13 protein-coding genes are annotated in these 17,543 nt (G+C 39.9%); 8 read left to right on the forward strand and 5 right to left on the reverse strand.

All coding sequences use genetic code 11. The features are described 5' to 3' along the window. Positions 1 to 95: 95 nt before the first annotated feature. Positions 96 to 485, reverse strand: coding sequence for an Mpo1-like protein (locus FTT74_RS07445; protein WP_373682974.1), 390 nt, complete (start codon positions 483 to 485; stop codon positions 96 to 98). Positions 486 to 988: 503 nt separating this feature from the next. Here FTT74_RS07445 and FTT74_RS07450 point away from each other — a divergent pair. Both FTT74_RS07450 and FTT74_RS07455 read left to right on the forward strand, forming a co-directional pair. Continuing rightward, the gene (locus FTT74_RS07450) at positions 989 to 2,455 is read left to right on the forward strand and encodes a CYTH domain-containing protein (protein WP_179988808.1); all 1,467 of its coding nucleotides are present in this window, start codon (positions 989 to 991) and stop codon (positions 2,453 to 2,455) included. A 204-nt stretch (positions 2,456 to 2,659) separates the two neighbouring features. Continuing rightward, a complete protein-coding gene (locus FTT74_RS07455) occupies positions 2,660 to 4,126 on the forward strand; it encodes a CHAD domain-containing protein (protein ID WP_179988809.1) in 1,467 nt (488 codons plus the stop codon). Between the two features lie 121 nt (positions 4,127 to 4,247). On the opposite strand, the gene FTT74_RS07460 is transcribed toward FTT74_RS07455, so the two are convergent. Continuing rightward, positions 4,248 to 4,880, reverse strand: a complete 633-nt coding sequence (locus tag FTT74_RS07460; protein ID WP_179988810.1) for a hypothetical protein — start codon at positions 4,878 to 4,880, stop codon at positions 4,248 to 4,250. Between the two features lie 108 nt (positions 4,881 to 4,988). On the opposite strand from FTT74_RS07460, the gene FTT74_RS07465 reads away from it, so the two are divergent. Both FTT74_RS07465 and FTT74_RS07470 read left to right on the forward strand, forming a co-directional pair. Beyond that, positions 4,989 to 5,390, forward strand: a complete 402-nt coding sequence (locus FTT74_RS07465; RefSeq protein WP_179988811.1) for a DUF3144 domain-containing protein — start codon at positions 4,989 to 4,991, stop codon at positions 5,388 to 5,390. A gap of 143 nt (positions 5,391 to 5,533) precedes the next feature. Then, the gene (locus FTT74_RS07470; RefSeq protein ID WP_096901876.1) at positions 5,534 to 6,598 is read left to right on the forward strand and encodes an amidohydrolase; all 1,065 of its coding nucleotides are present in this window, start codon (positions 5,534 to 5,536) and stop codon (positions 6,596 to 6,598) included. Between the two features lie 96 nt (positions 6,599 to 6,694). Here the strand turns inward: FTT74_RS07470 and FTT74_RS07475 are convergent, their stop codons facing one another. Both FTT74_RS07475 and FTT74_RS07480 read right to left on the reverse strand, forming a co-directional pair. Then, a complete protein-coding gene (locus FTT74_RS07475) occupies positions 6,695 to 9,511 on the reverse strand; it encodes a pitrilysin family protein (protein ID WP_179988812.1) in 2,817 nt (938 codons plus the stop codon). A 184-nt stretch (positions 9,512 to 9,695) separates the two neighbouring features. Further along, positions 9,696 to 10,517, reverse strand: coding sequence for a PhzF family phenazine biosynthesis protein (locus FTT74_RS07480; RefSeq protein ID WP_096901874.1), 822 nt, complete (start codon positions 10,515 to 10,517; stop codon positions 9,696 to 9,698). A 436-nt stretch (positions 10,518 to 10,953) separates the two neighbouring features. On the opposite strand from FTT74_RS07480, the gene FTT74_RS07485 reads away from it, so the two are divergent. After that, entirely contained in the window at positions 10,954 to 11,739 is a 786-nt protein-coding gene (locus tag FTT74_RS07485) for an rRNA large subunit pseudouridine synthase E (RefSeq protein ID WP_096901872.1), read from the forward strand. A 95-nt stretch (positions 11,740 to 11,834) separates the two neighbouring features. Here the strand turns inward: FTT74_RS07485 and FTT74_RS07490 are convergent, their stop codons facing one another. After that, on the reverse strand, positions 11,835 to 13,538 hold the full coding sequence (locus tag FTT74_RS07490; RefSeq protein WP_179988813.1) for a M61 family metallopeptidase: 1,704 nt from the start codon (positions 13,536 to 13,538) through the stop codon (positions 11,835 to 11,837). Between the two features lie 204 nt (positions 13,539 to 13,742). Here FTT74_RS07490 and FTT74_RS07495 point away from each other — a divergent pair, with 204 nt between their 5' ends. From FTT74_RS07495 to FTT74_RS07505, 3 genes are all read left to right on the forward strand, one after another. After that, entirely contained in the window at positions 13,743 to 15,053 is a 1,311-nt protein-coding gene (locus tag FTT74_RS07495) for a D-alanyl-D-alanine carboxypeptidase family protein (protein ID WP_179988814.1), read from the forward strand. A gap of 283 nt (positions 15,054 to 15,336) precedes the next feature. Beyond that, positions 15,337 to 15,819, forward strand: a complete 483-nt coding sequence (gene slyD / locus FTT74_RS07500) for a peptidylprolyl isomerase (protein ID WP_096901865.1) — start codon at positions 15,337 to 15,339, stop codon at positions 15,817 to 15,819. A 254-nt stretch (positions 15,820 to 16,073) separates the two neighbouring features. Further along, positions 16,074 to 17,516 (forward strand): deoxyribodipyrimidine photo-lyase, encoded by a 1,443-nt coding sequence (locus FTT74_RS07505; protein ID WP_179988815.1) that lies wholly within the window; start codon positions 16,074 to 16,076, stop codon positions 17,514 to 17,516. Positions 17,517 to 17,543: the final 27 nt, after the last annotated feature.

Genomic DNA, 17,543 nt, shown 5'->3' on the forward strand with positions numbered 1-17,543 from the left:
ATTTCAACAAAAAATTAATTTTATTTGTACATTTTTTATGAAAATAATCACATATCGTCTAGTTTTTGCCTAAACGGTATAACTAAGCGCTCAATTCAACTTGGAATTTTATCTTTAGCACGATCTTGCAAACTTAAATGACCACGCAAAACATCGGCAAACATCCGCCAGTCTGAAATAAAACTATACACAGGCTGTTTAAAACTGGCAGGTTTATTTTTTTCAAAAACAAAGTGCCCGACCCATGCACAAGCATAGCCTGCCAGCAAACCATAGAGTACATATTTGGCTTTTTTATGGCGTATGGCTTTACTCACACAATATAAACCGATACTACTGCCAACAACGTGCAAACGACGGCTCATAATGTTGCGGTGTTCAGTTAAATAAAAGCGATAAAATGTTGAATAATCCTGAATTGGCAATTCAAACTTGGGATCTGGTGTCGGCTCAAATTCGGGGTTTAATGCTGCGTTCATGTTCATCATCCTGATGTTTATAGGTTTGAATTATTTTTGCTACGCTCAACGACACTTTAAACTAAGCCAAAAAAAAACCAAACTCAAGGGTCTGTTGACACTTCGTCTATGTTTGCGACAACGCATATTTTTCAGCTGATATAAGGCATGAGACAGGAAATTTAGTCGTTCTAAATAACTGACTCATAACGCAATAGCAGCAAAAAATATGCTTGTCCTGAAAGGCTGTGGCTAAAACTTTCTCAGATTGCGTTATGAAACTTGGCAATAGTCTCGCTATTCCCTACGTTTCATGCCTGATCTGCTCAGTTTTAGCCTACAGCGCAAGCCATTTAGGAAATGCCAACAGACCCTAAAAAAGCCAAGGTCAAGCCTTACTTCTTGGCATATTTTAGTTACAATCAAACGCACTTTTGCAAAACCTTAGTTCTGCAATTTTCACAAATTTATAATACCAATTTGTTTGCCGCTGCTTTGGCGCAACATGCTTTACGTTCAGGATATTTTTCATGGTCGAAGTTGAATTAAAATTTCAAATTCCAGTCGCACGTCGTACTGCACTACTCAAAACTTTAGACCCGAAAAAATCGACTCAAATTCCATTAAAAGCACGCTATTTTGATACATCTACGCACAGCTTGGCGCATCATGGCATGGCGTTAAGACTGCGTTTAGAAGGTGAGCAATGGGTACAAACTTTAAAAGCGGCAGGTCAAAGTCATTTTCATAGTTTTGAACATAACCATCCACTTGCGCCAACTGAAAATCCAGATACTCCACCACAACTTGATCTGCAAATTTATCAAAGTATTCCCGAAGCACAACAATTGCTAAATCAAGCTTTGGAACAAAATTGGGATCAGTTGCAACTACAATTTGAAACCGATATTCAACGTACCTCACGACTAATGACCGTTGAAGATACTGACATTGAAATCAGTTTAGATGTTGGTCACATTCGTTGTGCAGATGCTGAAGTTGAAGTACATGAAGTTGAGTTTGAACTGAAACAAGGTTCAATTCAGCAATTGCTGGCTTTTAGTTTTGAATGGGTGAAAAAATTTCATTTATGGCTGGATGTGCGCAATAAAGCAGAAATTGGACATTTGCTTTCTGTGCAGCAAAAAGTCAGCCCTGCGGCTCAGAGCAAAGAATTTCAATTCAGTAAAAAAGACCATGCCGACCAAAATTTACGCCTGTTAATTGCACAACAATTACAGCATTTATTGCCCAATATTGCCGCAATTTCTGCTCAAGTTGCCGAACAAAGTCATATTGATCAGGCGCAGTTCGCTTTGCAACATTTACAACTAACACTATCCTTATTTAAAGATTGGTCGAAGCATTTAGGCGATAAATGGGCAATGCAAATTGCAGCATTTAAACAACATTTTGATCACCTGCAGCATTTGGAACACATGCAAGCCACACTCGGCGCATTTTTACAGAACCCGACGACTGCAGAGAACCTAAAAAAAGATACCTTGTACGCCCAAGAAAAATTGGTCAATTTAGTCCGTTCAACGCAAAATGTGCATCACTATTTAGAATTATTGATGTTTAGTTTAGCCGCGAGCGATCACTCAGGTTTAGACTTAAAAACTGCCGCACAAAACACGTTGCAACAGCAATATAAGCAGTTGCATGAACAATTACAGCACAGTGATATTCACGATTTTGAAAGTTTAGATCAACTGGCTTTGCGTATTCAGGAACTAAAATTTAGCTTCCCCATTTTGACGCATATTTATGATGTCAAAAATTTGCAGAAATATAGTAAAGCTTTGAATGATGCACAGCTTGCAGCACAGGAATATCAAGTGTTGGCATCTTCTGCAGCATACATTCAACAAACTGAATTGGAAGCGAGCGACTGGTTTGTTTTAGGTTGGCTCACTGCAAAACAGGAAGTGTATGCACAGCGTTTATTGGAAGCGACAGAACAATTTATGGTGAGCCGTAAATTCTTAAAATAAGTATCCTTAACATCCTCAAAGCACACGCTAAAAATACTGCAATACAACGGCAGCCTTGTGAATATTCATTCGGCTGCTTTGTGTTAAAAACTGAATACAAATTATTTTATTTTTCATGCTTTTGTTGATAGTTCTCCCCTTGTTCATTTATAGATTTACACTATAGTAAAGAGAACGTATCTTTTTTCATCGAGGGAATTCCCGATGTCTGAAATAGAGTTGAAATTTCAAATTCCACATAATTATCGTGCGGCATTCGAAATAGCATTTAAAAAGAACAAACTGGTTCAACAACAACGTTTATGGGCTAAATATTATGATAGTCCTGATCAGCACTTAGCCAAGCAACGCATTGCCCTGCGTCAGCGTTTAGAGGGGGATATTTGGCGACAAACATTAAAAGCCCCTAGTCTACAACATTATGAACGCTTTGAGCTTGAACATGAGTTAGGACATGATGCACCTGAATTATGTGATTTGGCATGTTATGAAAATCATAAACAAGCTAGAAAGATTTTAAAAAAAGCCTTGGATGGTTCAGAAGTCGATTTAACCCTGCAGTTTGAAACCGATGTTTTACGTTACAGCCAATTGGCACATTATAAAAACAGCCAAATTGAAGTTGGTTTTGATTTAGGTGAAATCCGCCAAGGCAAAAATTCGGTTGAAATTTACGAAGTTGAGTTTGAACTGAAACAAGGTGAAATTGCAGATTTAATTGCCTATATTCAGCCGTGGATTAAAAAATATCATTTATGGCTCGACACACGTAGTAAATCGCAGCGTGGCAATATGCTGTATAACAATAAAACTATGATTCCTGTACAACAGCAAAGTGCCTTGCAATTGCAACACCCCGAAAATATACATGAGTTGTTGACGCAAATTACCCAGAATTGTTTGGCACACTTGCTACCAAATGCAACTGCGATTGCCATTCAAGATTATGCCAGTGGGCATGTGCATCAAGCGCGTGTTGCAATTCGACGTTTACGCAGCGCCTTCAAAATCTTTGCTGAATATGATGCACTGGCAAATCACAATTGGGAAAGTCAATTGGCTACCCTCTTTCAGCAGTTAGGTTCTACCCGTGATCAAGATGCTTTGCGTGAAAGTCTGATTCCACAACTTGAAAACGCAGGCTCACCTATTACTGAGCTACCCCCTGCAGCATCTGAAAATATTGCGATTGATGCAATTTTCCGTTCACCGAGCACAACCTTATTACTGTTACAACTCATGAGTTTTGCGCATTCGGCAGCGGTTACAGATGCAGAATTAAAACCATTGAAAAAAGTGTTACGTAAACGCTTGCAGAAATTGCATCAACAAATTTGTGATGATGCAGGTCATTTCCAAACCTTAGATGTGGACACTAAACACCGCACGCGTAAGCGTGTGAAACGCTTACGCTATACCGTAGAATTTGTGAGCAATTTATTTGCAGAAGATGATGTCAAAACATATTTAAAAACTCTAAAACCATTACAGGAAACTTTAGGACATTTTAATGATTTGATGGTGGCACAAGGTTTATTCGAAAGTCATACCCAAGCGGAACCGAAAACATGGTTTGTATTGGGATGGATTGCGTCTGAAGAGCGTCATATTTCCATACAGATTGAACAGGATTTACAGCAGTTTGCTGAAAGTCAGCCTTTTTGGCCTTAGTTAAAATGTGATCATGAAATAATGATCACATTTAAGCTCGACACCGATTCATTTCATGTTGAGCTTATTTTTTATATCTTAGATTAGTATTTAATCTGCAAATTCTAAACTTTCTAAAAGCTTAACGATATTTACCAAACACTTTCCATGTTTGGTTATCCGCTAAAGGGTCTTGATAGCTGTCACTGCGCTGCTTACGTGGCTTATCGCGCGCATCGACCAATTTAAAATGCTGTTCAACACTTAACACAATACCATTCACATAAAAACGGGTGCGCGTGTAATCACTTTGTCCATGTTGAAACACATAAGTACGCAAATCAATAAACTCACGATGTGCCACCAGTGCTGCACTATCATCACTGTCTAACCAACGCTGCATAAGCTGAATTTCCTGCGGTTCAAATTGCCCGCATTTTTCGATCAAGCTAGCAATTCCCCGAAAAGTTTTCGATTCTTTAGCACGGGTTTTATTGACTCGAATCCGATCGACATGAAAATAAAATAAGGGCAAGTTCAAATGACTGGGTAAATGCACGGCATCAATGACTTCATCTTGCATAAAAGGTTGAAATAAATCCTGTGCGCGTTCAATCAACCCTGTCCATTGCTTATAGTATTCTGCCACTTCTGCGCGTGTTCCATAATAAATCGGCAAGCCTTCAACATGTGCAAGTTGTTCGGGTGGCCAAATATTTTGACGTAATAAAGCAATGTCACTTTTTAAACTTTGAACCGCAATTGCATCTTGCATCAACCACTCCAATTTTGCTTAGGCTATTTTTAGCTTAAGGCAAAGGTTTTGTTTCTGCAAGGCTTTGCCTATAATGAAACATTCAGATTTTTAGCTTAGGAACAATTCATGGTTCAAAAGATTGAAGCAACCGATGTAACCGAAGAAGAAGCATTAAATGCGGCTTTTTTTGAACGTGCCGATGAATTTATTAAACAGGCCAATGGCTTCTGCCATTTTGAAAAAGGCTCGACAGTAAAACCTGGCGAAATTCGTGGTCAGGTGAGTGCTGCCATGTTATTTGCCACTGCGCGTTTTAATACTTGGGTGGCAGCCAATAATTTTAAAGATGGCAATGAAATGCGCGATGCCAAAGACCAAGTTATGTCATATATCTTGCAGCAATTTCAAATGATGCTTGAAGATAATTATGACGAATATTGCGAGCAGTTTGAAAACTACTTACGCTTCCGTCACAACGAAGAATTTCATACCCATAAACATGATCACGACCACTCGCACGATCATTAATTTTGCGTATAAACAAAGCCCTACAGGGCTTTTTTTATTGCGGCAATTTTTCAAATTTGTAGTTTTTCGATAAATAACCCTTCCCTTTTGCAACATGATGGCTTTGAATAGTGAAATACTAGCGTCATAAAAACAGGATCATTATGCAGAATCTAGGATTTGCACTCATTGATGCACATATTCATCAGTGGGATCCGTATAACACGCCACACAGCGCACGACTTGCTGTTAAGCTTTTGGGCAAGCATCCCAATTTGCTAGATAAAACCATCCGCCTGATAAAACCGAAAACACTCATTGAAACTTTGGGACGCACCGAGCACGTCACATCGCCCTATTTACCTGAGCATTATGCCCGCGACTTAGGTTTTTATACGGCTGAAAAAGTTGTGCATATTGAAGCCAATTGGCACAACCATAAAGGCAAAGGTGTAGTTGGTGAAACCGAATTTATAGAAAGTCTGGATTTTAAAAATAATGGTTTGGCTTTGGGCGCGATTGTCGCCACTGCAGACCCGCGCGATTCTAATTTTAAGAAAATTCTAAAATTACATCACAAAGCCTCTCCAAACTTCCGTGGAATTCGTAAAATGGCAGCCGTGCATGAAGATCACGGGATTTTCTCTTGGGCAGACGAACCACATTTATATCGGAACAAAAAGTTTCTAAAAGGTTTTGAAGCTTTAGCGCAATATAATTTAAGTTTTGATGCATGGACGTATTCGACCCAATTGGGCGATGTCTTGGCGCTGGCTAAACAATTTCCAGAAACTTCTATTGTACTTGACCATTTGGGCACACCTGCAGGGCTGTTCGGGCAAGTTGGCACACATACAGGCGTGACCAAAACAGCACGGGAAAACATTCTGTTTCGTTGGCAAGAAGATATTGCCGAGTTGGCACACTGTCCAAATGTTTACAGCAAAATTTCAGGGTTATTTATGCCTGTTTTAGGACATCAATTTCACTTGCAAAAACGTGAAGCCTCAAAACAGGAAATTATAGATTTAACTGCACCACTGATTCAGCATGCCTTACAAAGCTTTGGAATATATCGGTTGATGTTTGCTTCCAATTTTCCAATGGATCGAGTGAGCACGTCTTTGGTCAATTTAATTGATGCGACTAGTGATATTGTTGCGGCCTATCATCCAAATGCTTTGCAGCAAGTGTTTCATCATAATGCCAAACAGTTTTATCGTTTATAAAGCTTTAGCCAATTGAGCATAGATAGCAAACTTGAAGACAAAAAACGCATCGAAATGGATGCGTTTTTTGTATCTGCTCAAAATTAAATTGAATCTTTATTTAGACTGCGGCTTTAACGGCAGCACCTCAACATTGGCTTGACCATATTGATCGGCGGCTACTTCAAGCAAATGTTCTAAGCGTAAATATTTCTGAATCACAGCATCTACATCGGCTTTGCTGAGTTTTGCTAACGCTTGATCACGTCGCTCACGGTAACGTAAATCACGACCTTGTTCTAATTGCGGTACCAACATACGGTGGATACTGCGTTCATCTTCTAAGGCAGTCACACGTTTTTTCAAAATATCGGCTTTTGCAGCTTCAACTTCTTGCAAGCTGACACCATCACGGCGCAAATCCTGCAACACTTTATGCACCGCCTGTGACACTTGAGCCGACTTGCCTGCACTGTATTGCGCAGAAATACTGAGCGCACCCGATTGTTCAAATTCACTTAAACTCAAACCACTACTAAAACCATAAACCAATGCATTTTTTTCACGTAGTTCTTGTGCCAAACGTGAAGACAATTGCGATTCACCCAAAATATAACTCAGCACCATCATGGCAGGTGTGTCAGGATGATTCACACCCAAAGGTAAGGTCAATAAACTTTGATAACTGCCAAATTCGCGCTGTTCTGCCAATACATGCAACTTTTTCGCAGGATATGCCGTATAGGCTGAATCTAAGCGTTGATATGCTTCCGTATTGCGTGATTGTCCTAAACGCTGGGTTAAAGTTTTTTTGATTTGTTTCGGATCAAACTCACCTGTAATGGCAATCTGTGCATGATTCATGGCAAAAAATTGACGATATAACTGCTGCACCTGCGCTTGGGTTGCAGTTTGCAGTTGTTGCTTCGCAAATTCAGGCTCGAAGTGATAGCGTAAATCGCCCTGCGGATAAATTTCAATTAAACGCGCCATAGTCAAAGCTGCTACAGTTTCAGGCTCGGTATAAGGTCGTTCTAAACTGGATAAACTTTGAGAACGAATTAAATCAAACTGACTTTGCTCAAAACTTGGGTTTTGCATGACATCTAAAACAAAATTAAAAAACGCATTAAACTTTTCATTTTTTGCCACAATTTGAATATGAATCGCATTAGCATCGGCTTGTGCAAAAGCCGAACCACCTGCAGCAATTGACTGATCGGCGATGTCTTGCAAACTATGCTCTTGAGATGCACGCAGCAACAAATACGCGGTTAAATCTAAAATTTCGCCCTGCTTAAATAAAGATTGTGCCGTACCAAAATTTACCGAAATGGTGGCATAGGTTTTATCATCACGAGTTGCAGTTGGAAATAATGCATACTTGGCACCATTTTTTAAGCTGCCACGCTGAATCTTTTTTTCATTTTGAATCAAAGCTTGTTTAGATTTTTGCACATAGTCTGTCACTTCTTGCTGATAACTTTTCACATCTTTCAAAGGTGTAACAGGTGTATCTTGCTGATCTAAATTTTTTGCTGTATTTAGATTATTTTTTGCTGTGAGTGCCTGTTTTTGATCTTCAGGTGTGGGCTGAATATCGCCAATGACCCGATGCTGTGCAGTGAAGAACTGTTTTAAACGCTGATTTAGTTCATCTGCATTTAACTGTTGAATATTGTTTAAATCACGCCAATATTGTGTCCAATCACCCTGATAAACCACAGCATAATCACTCAAGCGACCACCCAAAGCCACCGCATCATTCATTACACTGTCTGCCTGATTTTGAATCAAGTTTTTGACGCGTTGTAACTCGGCATCATCAAAGTTTTTTGCCTGTTCGATGCTTTGATTCAAGCCAGCTTGTACTTGCTTGGCATCATGATTGGGTGCATACAAAGCCCCCATCAACACCAAATTAAAATCTTGATCTAGCCATATGCTGGACTGCACCATGGTACTTTTGCCGGTTTCTACCAGTGCTTGATATAAATGCCCACTCGGTTGCAACGTATGTAAATAAGGTGAGAGCACCAAAGCGGTTTTGATCTTTTCGTCATTGCCATTTAAATACAGATTAAACTTGGCCAGTTGACTGCCCTTTTGTACCACGAAATTTCGTTGCTGAATTTTGTTGCTGTCTAATCGTGGCACTTGTACTTGTTTGGGAATTTGTCGTGCTGCAATTGGACTAAAATGTTGATCAATTTGTTTTAACACCGCTGCCTGATCAAACTTGCCTGTCATCACTAAAATGGCATTATTCGGCGCGTACCATGTGCGATAAAATTGATTTAACTCCTGCATTTTAATGGATTGCAGTTCATTTAAATCGCCAATGGGTAAGCGTCCGAAATACTGATTGCCATAGGCCGATTTCCACACCTGATCTAACAAGACTGAAAACGGTTGATCCATACGCACTTCGCGTTCACGCTTTACAATCGCAATTTCGGCAGGCACATATTTTTCCTGCATGACCAATTTATCCATGCGTTCCGCTTCAAGATAAATCATCTCATTGACGGCGCGAGTTTCAGGACGAATGATGTTGGTGTATTTAGTGGAGTAATAGTCGGTGCTGGCATTGTGCATTAAACTATATTGATCTAAACGGCGCTGAAACTCCTCGGCAGGTACGTTTTCTGTACCTTTAAATGCCAAATGTTCCAACAAGTGTGCCAAACCACCTTTGCCTTGTGGATCATTCAATGAACCCGTTAAATACACCATATTCATAAAGACTTTATTTTCTTTCTGATTGGGTGCCAAAATGACTTTTAAGCCATTATCAAGTTGATATTCTTGTATTTCTTGCTTAGATTTTACTAAAACTGGCTGCGCGAAAATCACGCCATTAAATGCCAGTACACATAAAGATAAAGTGAGAGTTTTAAAACGTAGCAACTTCTTTTTCCCGATTGATTTCATTCTATTTTTTGATTTGCCATGAAATATGACAATTTTCAACTTGAGCGCAAACAGCATAACAAGCTGCAATTAAACCCACAGTAAATATTTGCAAATGATGTAAGTTAAAACCAAGAAAAAAATCTAGCAGACTTCTCTCATCTCAGCTTCATCTCCAAGATACAAGGTCTAATGCTGTGCATGTTTAAATCATGATTTCGCCCTGCAAATATAACTGCGCATAACCTGAAATTTCGATGCGATCATTAGGCAAAATCTTGCAATACAGTACGCCACCTCGGGCAGAAGCCTGATATGCCACAAGTTCGGTTTGCTGTAATTTTTCTGCCCATAGCGGTGCAATTGCAGTATGAATTGAACCTGTAACAGGATCTTCTGCAATGCCCATGGCTGGTGCAAAATAACGCGATACGCAGTCATACTGTGTATTTGCAGAGGCTGTAATCGCAACATCAACACTCGACTGTGCCGTAATGGCTGTGCGCAACTGTCCCAATTGTTTTAATAATTCAAGGTTAGGCTGTTCATCTAACACATCTTGTACCGATTCATATTCCACAATATAGGCTTGCGCATTGATATAGACGTTTTTAAATGGTTTAGTCAAAGCTTGGCGTAAAATATCGGGATAATCTTCAACTTGTTGGGCAGCACGAATTGGGAAATTCATGCAAATTTTGCCATCTTGCTGTTGCTGAACTGTAAAAATCCCCAATTTTTTCACATGAAATTGAATTGTCTTTGTCTCGGTATAATCCTTAAATAAAACAAAGCCGCTGGCAAGTGTCGCATGTCCACAAAAATCGACTTCTGTTGTGGGTGTAAACCAGCGAATTTCAAAGTTTTCCGCATCTATCATTTTGACAAAAGCGGTTTCAGACAGATTATTTTCCAATGCGATATTTTGCATTAAATCATCGGCTAACCATGTTTTACTAACAAGTACGGCAGCAGGATTGCCTTTAAATAATTCATGGCTAAAAGCATCGACTTGGTAAATTTTCATTAATGAACTCATGATCCTAAAAATATATACACTTATTTCATCTTAAGTTCTTTTCACTATAAGTGCCTAGCCAATTTCTGTACTTTCAATCTGCCAAGCGGGTTGATTTTGGACTAATTCGGCATAAAGCGAGCAGTAGTATCAGGGAAGTATGTTATTGGCTGTGATGCCAAGTTTGTAAAAGCTGTCTTCTTTAGCCCAACATTGGGCTTTTTTAGCGCTTAGCTTTCTAGTTTTTAATCGTTGTGATACTGCTGCTCATTTTGGCAAGCACACCAAAAAAATATTTATCAATAAGCAATACTTTCCCCCATTCTTATCGCATAATAGAGCCATCTCAAACGCACTGTATTTGCGATTTAATTGGAAATCGCCCGTTTTTCCTTTTAAATACTCTCAATTTTCCCAATTTATTGAATTTAAAGAAGCATTTCTTATGAAAATCGTCATCTTAAATAAACCATATGACGTTCTCTCTCAATTCCGTGAAGATGAAAAACATCTCACCATGTCGGCTTTTGTTGATGATCCAGACTTACGTTTAGCTGGTCGTTTAGATATGGATTCGGAAGGCTTGGTGTTCTTGACTGATCATGGCGGCTTGAATCAGTTTATTACCAATCCAGCCAATAAAAAATACAAAACCTATTTGGTTCAAGTCGATGGTGATGTCACTGAAGATGCCTTGGCACAATTGCGTAAAGGCGTGGAACTGAAAGATGGCATGACTTTGCCTGCGCAAGCGTATAAAGTCGATGAGCCTGAATGGTTGTGGGAGCGTGATCCTCCTGTACGTTTCCGTGCTTCTGTACCTACTTCGTGGATTGAAATTTCAATTTGTGAAGGTCGCAACCGCCAAGTGCGTCGTATGACGGCTGCGGTTGGTTTTCCAACTTTGCGTTTAATCCGCACCAAAATTGGTTCAATTGACTTGGTACAATTGGGTTTACAACCCGGTGAAACTAAAGAAATCGAACCGTTGTTGTATCCTGATTTTAAAGATGTGCCTGCTGCTGAACCGTATCGCTCGCGTTCGTATGTGAAAAAACCTGGTGGTACGGGTGGCAAGCCAATCCATCAAAAGAAAAATAAAGATGGCACTACCAAGAAAAAATCAGGTACGCCACGTATTTGGCAAATGGAAGAAAGTGAGAAACCTCGTCGTAAGACCAATGGTACTACACGCCCTAATACCAAAAGCCGTGGACGTCGGGCACGTTAATGAGTTGGTGAGTCAAAACTCAACTTGTTCAAGATACAAAAATGGATGCCGAAGCATCCATTTTTTTATAGCTGAACTTTAAATTAAACTTTAACTCAGCCTTTTAACCACTGTTCTACTTTTGCCTGATCTGTAACGCTTAATGCCACTTCTGGCAATTCAATCTGCGCAGCATTCAGTTCAAAAGTCATCAACTCATCACGGCGGAATGCATGAACAGTATAAGCTGCATCCTGTTTGGCATATTGCTCAAGTGATTTTACAGATGCCTTTAAGCCATCAATCGCAACAATCACATCAAGCGCAGAAAGTCCTGCTTTTGCCGCAGCACCTTCACGATGGGCAGCTTGTACCAACACCCCTTCAGGTTTATCTGCCAATTTTAAACCAAACGGCAAAGACTTATCCTGTTTTAGCTGATAATCAACGCCAAATTCAGGCAATAACTGATCGAGCGGCAATTCATCAGTCGTGTTAATTAAATGATGGATTTGCTCCGACCAATCATCTCCTGTCAATTCTTTACATAATTCAAAGATAGTGCGCTCATGCACTTGAATGCCCTGTTGCGCATTAGCGTACAATTTCTGCATTAAGGCATCTAAGCTTGAACCACGTAAACGCAAGCCCAAATCTAAACATAAAGCCACCAAACAGCCTTTGTTATAGTAGCTGGTTCCTGCATTGTTCGAGTTTTCATCTTGACGATAGAACTTAACCCAAGCATCAAAACTAGATTCTGCTACCGTTTGAATCGCACGACCCGGATTTTGCAAATAACGATCAATTTGTGCTTTGAGCAACTCCAAATAAGCCGCCAGATCAATTACACCACTACGCAGCAATAACAAATCATCGTAATAAGACGTAAAGCCTTCAAAAATCCATAACAGCGATGTATAACCTTCCTGATTCAGATCATAATTCACAAAGCTTTCAGGACGAATGAATTTCACCAACCAACTGTGAAAATACTCATGGCTGCACAGACCTAAAAAGCGCTGATAATCTTTAGAGGGTTGTTCAGGCTCGTTAGCTTTCGGCAAATCATCACGCGGTGTAATTAAACTGGTACTGTTTGGATGTTCTAAGCCACCATAGCTATTGCCTGTTACCATGGTCATAAAGGTATAGTTTGCAAATGGCGCAGAACCAAACATAGCAATTTGCGTGGCACAGATTTTTTCAATATCTTGCTGCATACGTGCAGCATTCATTGCATGTTTACCCGAAACCACAAATTCATGTGGAATATCTGCTGCGGTAAAACTAAAACGAGTTTGTTCTGCCAATTCAAACGGTGCATCAATCAGTTCGGCATAGTTTTTGGCTTTTAAGGTATAACGCCCTTTTACCAAACTTTTTGCAATCAAACCTGTTGCAAGCTGAAAATGCTTCAGCTCATCTGGTAAAAATATTTCAACTTCAATGGCTTTGTCTTCTTGTCCATCTAAGCCCAAACAAGCACAGGCAGGATTGACATATAAACGCGTCTGATCGACATAAGCGCCACGCACCGACAAATCATAAGCGTAGACATCATATTCCACCGTAATCAATTCATGATCGGTATTAAATAAGCGCCATTTATTCTTTTCAAATTTCTGAATTTTGAGGATACGCCCTGCTTCATCATAAGCACGTACCGATTCAAGATGTTTGGAGAATTCACGAATTAAATAGCTGCCTGGAATCCAAGTAGGTAGCGATAAAACCTGAGTAGGATTAGCCAAAAAACGCACTGTGACATGCATAAGATGCTGACGATAATCGTCAAATTCGATTTGATAATGCAACATAATGGGCAATACAAAATGTATAAATAAGAACTTGACCACAAGCTTAACATTTTTTTAGCAATTGATGCGTCAAGATGAGATTTGTCTGCATTTATGGGTAGCCATCTGAGCAAAAAAGGCATAGCATTCCCTAGTCAATTGTTATTGTTTTTGCTGCTTAAAACCATTGTGACACCAATGGATTGGTGTAAATAAGGAACTTCTTTGAAACGTGTTATCTATCTGATTGCGGCGCTCTGCTGGCTCTGCAGCGCAATCACGCATGCCGCATTATTGAATATTCAAGCTGAAAGTGTCGAAGCCGAAGCATGGGCAATTTTAGACCCACAATCTGGGCAAGTGATTGCAGAACACAATAGTCACGTACAACGTGCACCTGCTTCACTCACTAAAATGATGGTGGCCTATATTGTGCTGAAAGATATTCAGGCAGGTAAATTAGACCGACATGAAATTTTGACCGCAACACCTGTGGTAGAACAAGTGATGTGGGATGAATCACAAATGTATCTAAAAGCAGGTGAGCAGATTTCGGTAGATCAATTATTGGCAGGCTTAATTATTATGTCTGCTAACGATGCTGCACTCACTTTAGGTGAACGTGTTGCAGGTGGTGTGCCGCAGTTTATTGCCCGAATGAATCAGGAAGCGCAAGCTTTGGGTATGCAAGACACACATTTTCAGAATCCGTCTGGTGTGACTATGCCTAGTCATTATTCTTCTGCGGCAGATATGGCACGTTTAGCACAAGCGATAGTGACTGAAACACCCGATTATTTGGCTTATTCAAAACAAACTAGTTTTACCTACAATCAGCACTTTCACCGTGCGACCAATATATTATTAAAACAAGACCCAAGTGTAGATGGGTTAAAAACAGGCTTCACCAAAGCTGCAGGCTACAACCTTGCCTTAACTGCAAACCGCCCAACATTGGATAGTGCTGCACCTGAGCGTCGTTTAGTGGTGGTGGTGATGGGAACCAAGAGTGCGCAAAAACGTGCTGAAGTGGCACATCAATTATTAAATTTAGCTTATAGCTATACCCGTAATGAAGTCGCGATTAAACCCAAACAAATGATTGCAGAATTGCCTGTGGTGAAATCGACCTTACGCATGTTTAAGATTGAAAGCAGTCAGCCAAAGTTTGTGACGACATCATTGTATGAACAGCCATATGCAATTAACTTGTCGCAGTTTGATCAAAGTACTCAACGTCTACAACTTGTGAATGCACAGGGCGAATTAGAAACACTTGAACCTGCACAGCGTACACAAACGCATGTCAATATTGAATTGTCTGAAAAGTTACTGACTGCGCCATTGGCACAGGTTATGAAACTGGCAACCGTACACGTTTATCAAAATAATCAATTGATTAACAGCTTTGCAATTGAAGAACAGGTCAACATTGTTGAAGCCAATATTTTTGAAAGAATCATGATGTGGTTTGGCAGTTTGTTTAATTTCTTTAGCCATCAACCTGTAGAAGATGAGAAAACTTCACTCGGTTAGAAGCCGATGATCCTCAAGAATTAAATATCACCAAGATGGGCAATGTCCCATCTTTTTTATTGTCATCTACACATCATACAAAGGGCTTAAAATGAGCCTGCAATAAAATCTGCAAATTTATAGGTATGACGCACAAATTTGCATTGAAATTATAAAAATTGCCCCGATTAACTAAAAAATGTCATAAAAAACTCGGAAAAGTGAAGAATTTGCAGAAATGTCTATAACAAATTCCACGTTTCACTTTATGATGTACCCTTAAAAAATTGAATGGATCAATAACATGACTGCTATTGCAAATGACCTCGTGGTTTCTTTCCACTACACATTGACTAACGCAGAGGGTGAAACTCTCGACAAATCTCAAGGTGAACCACTTGCCTATTTGCATGGTGCAGGTAATATCATCCCTGGTTTAGAAAAAGCGTTAGAAGGTAAAACAGTAGGTGAAAAATTTACTGTAAACGTACCTGCAGCTGAAGGTTATGGCGAATACAACCCAGACTTAGTACAAGAAGTTCCTGCACAAATGTTCCAAGGTGTAGACAACATCCAAGCAGGCATGCAATTCCAAGCGCAAACTGATGATGGCGTTCAAATCGTAACTGTAAAAGCAGTTGAAGGCGACAACGTAATTGTTGATGCAAACTTCCCACTTGCTGGTCAAGATTTAACGTTTGAAGTTGAAATCATTGAAATCCGTGAAGCTTCTCAAGAAGAATTAGATCACGGTCACGTACACGGTGCGGGTGGTCATCACCACTAAGATCAGTATTGATCGAAGCAAAAGGCAAAGTATTTTTACTTTGCCTTTTTTGTTTGTCATTCTAAAATTCAGGATAAGCACATGACTGAAAGATCCTTTCAGGCAGACTATTGCGGAAAGATCATTACAGGAAAAATCAACACAGCACATTGTTGTTTTATTGGTCAAATAAATCCTTCACATTTAAGACAATTTTACCCAGTCATGCTTATAATGAAGTCACCTTTCTAGCGCTCACATCAAGCATTCTTCCCATGCAAAACTATAATTTAGTTTGGTTCCGACAAGATTTAAGAATTTCAGATCACACCGCACTTTGGCATGCTAGCCAAGCAGGAGCTTGTATTGGCGTGGTGATTCTTTCGCCTCAGCAATATCGTTTACATCACGATGCGCCCATTAAAATTGACTTTTACTTGCGTCAATTAAATGCACTAAAAGACGAACTCGCACAACTCAATATCCCACTGATTGTTCAAATTACACCATCTTGGGCTGACATTGCACAAACACTGCTCCAACTATGCCAAACATTGAAGGACTCTCATCCGATTCAAAATATTTATGCCAATATTGAATTGGGAGTGAATGAGCTAAAACGTGATCTTGAAGTTCAACAAACCTTGAACCAACACGGTCAGGATTTGGTTTTGTACCATGACCGCACGCTTTTTCCTGTGGGTACGGTGCGCAATCAGAGCATGAAACCGTATCAGGTATTCAGCGCATTTAAAAAGTATGCCTATCAACAGTTGAATGTCAGTATTCCGCGTTGCTTTCCTCTGCCGCAACCACAACTACCCATCCAACTTCCTAAACAATATCTCTCTACAGTGCCAAGTTTAGAACACTTAGGTTTCGACCCGCTTCCAACGGCACAACAAAACTTATGGGCAGTCACGGAACAACATGCACATCACTTGTTGGATGATTTTACACGTGAAAAAATGCACGATTATCAGCAACAGCGTGATTTTCCTGCGTTGTCTGGTACCAGCCAATTATCTGCGTATTTAAACTGTGGCATTCTCTCCATTCGGCAATGTCTGGCTGCGGTTTTTGCTCATTCACAAGGGCATTTTCATCTCGAAAATGTAGGACAACAAACTTGGTTAGATGAATTACTTTGGCGTGAGTTTTATCAACATATTTTGTTTGATTATCCCAAAGTTTCAAAGCACCGCCCTTTTAAAGAGCAGACCGCACAGGTGGCGTGGCGAAATGATCCTGCAGGTTTAGCAGCATGGCAACAAGGAAAAACAGGCATCCCCATTGTGGATGCAGGCATGCAACAACTTTTGCAAACGGGCTGGATGCATAATCGAGTCAGAATGATTTGCGCAATGTTTCTGTGCAAAAACCTGTTAATTGACTGGCGCTTGGGCGAACAGTGGTTTATGCAACATTTAATTGATGGTGATTTGGCTGCCAATAACGGTGGCTGGCAATGGTGTGCCTCGACTGGTACAGATGCAGTGCCCTATTTTAGGATTTTCAACCCTGTGAGCCAATCACAAAAGTTTGACCCCAATGGTGATTATATTCGCACATGGCTACCTAAACTGGCTCATTTAGATGCCAAAAATATTCATGAACCATATGCGAAAAATCCAAATCTAAAACTGGATTATCCGCATCCAATTGTAGATTTAAAACTTAGCCGATTACGTGCCATAGAAGCCTTTAAACAGCTTTAAGAGTACAAACAGGAGATTGGTCAGTCT

It is taken from the genome of Acinetobacter sp. YH01007, from assembly GCF_013420425.1.
GTDB classification, from domain to species: domain Bacteria; phylum Pseudomonadota; class Gammaproteobacteria; order Pseudomonadales; family Moraxellaceae; genus Acinetobacter; species Acinetobacter towneri.

Bases quoted from the DNA above. Each gene is read 5' to 3' on its own strand.
- FTT74_RS07445 (WP_373682974.1), bottom strand. From the start codon at position 485: ATGAACATGAACGCAGCATTAAACCCCGAATTTGAGCCGACACCAGAT.
- FTT74_RS07450 (WP_179988808.1), top strand. From the start codon at position 989: ATGGTCGAAGTTGAATTAAAATTTCAAATTCCAGTCGCACGTCGTACT.
- FTT74_RS07455 (WP_179988809.1), top strand. From the start codon at position 2,660: ATGTCTGAAATAGAGTTGAAATTTCAAATTCCACATAATTATCGTGCG.
- FTT74_RS07460 (WP_179988810.1), bottom strand. From the start codon at position 4,880: ATGCAAGATGCAATTGCGGTTCAAAGTTTAAAAAGTGACATTGCTTTA.
- FTT74_RS07465 (WP_179988811.1), top strand. From the start codon at position 4,989: ATGGTTCAAAAGATTGAAGCAACCGATGTAACCGAAGAAGAAGCATTA.
- FTT74_RS07470 (WP_096901876.1), top strand. From the start codon at position 5,534: ATGCAGAATCTAGGATTTGCACTCATTGATGCACATATTCATCAGTGG.
- FTT74_RS07475 (WP_179988812.1), bottom strand. From the start codon at position 9,511: ATGAAATCAATCGGGAAAAAGAAGTTGCTACGTTTTAAAACTCTCACT.
- FTT74_RS07480 (WP_096901874.1), bottom strand. From the start codon at position 10,517: ATGAAAATTTACCAAGTCGATGCTTTTAGCCATGAATTATTTAAAGGC.
- FTT74_RS07485 (WP_096901872.1), top strand. From the start codon at position 10,954: ATGAAAATCGTCATCTTAAATAAACCATATGACGTTCTCTCTCAATTC.
- FTT74_RS07490 (WP_179988813.1), bottom strand. From the start codon at position 13,538: ATGTTGCATTATCAAATCGAATTTGACGATTATCGTCAGCATCTTATG.
- slyD (WP_096901865.1), top strand. From the start codon at position 15,337: ATGACTGCTATTGCAAATGACCTCGTGGTTTCTTTCCACTACACATTG.
- FTT74_RS07505 (WP_179988815.1), top strand. From the start codon at position 16,074: ATGCAAAACTATAATTTAGTTTGGTTCCGACAAGATTTAAGAATTTCA.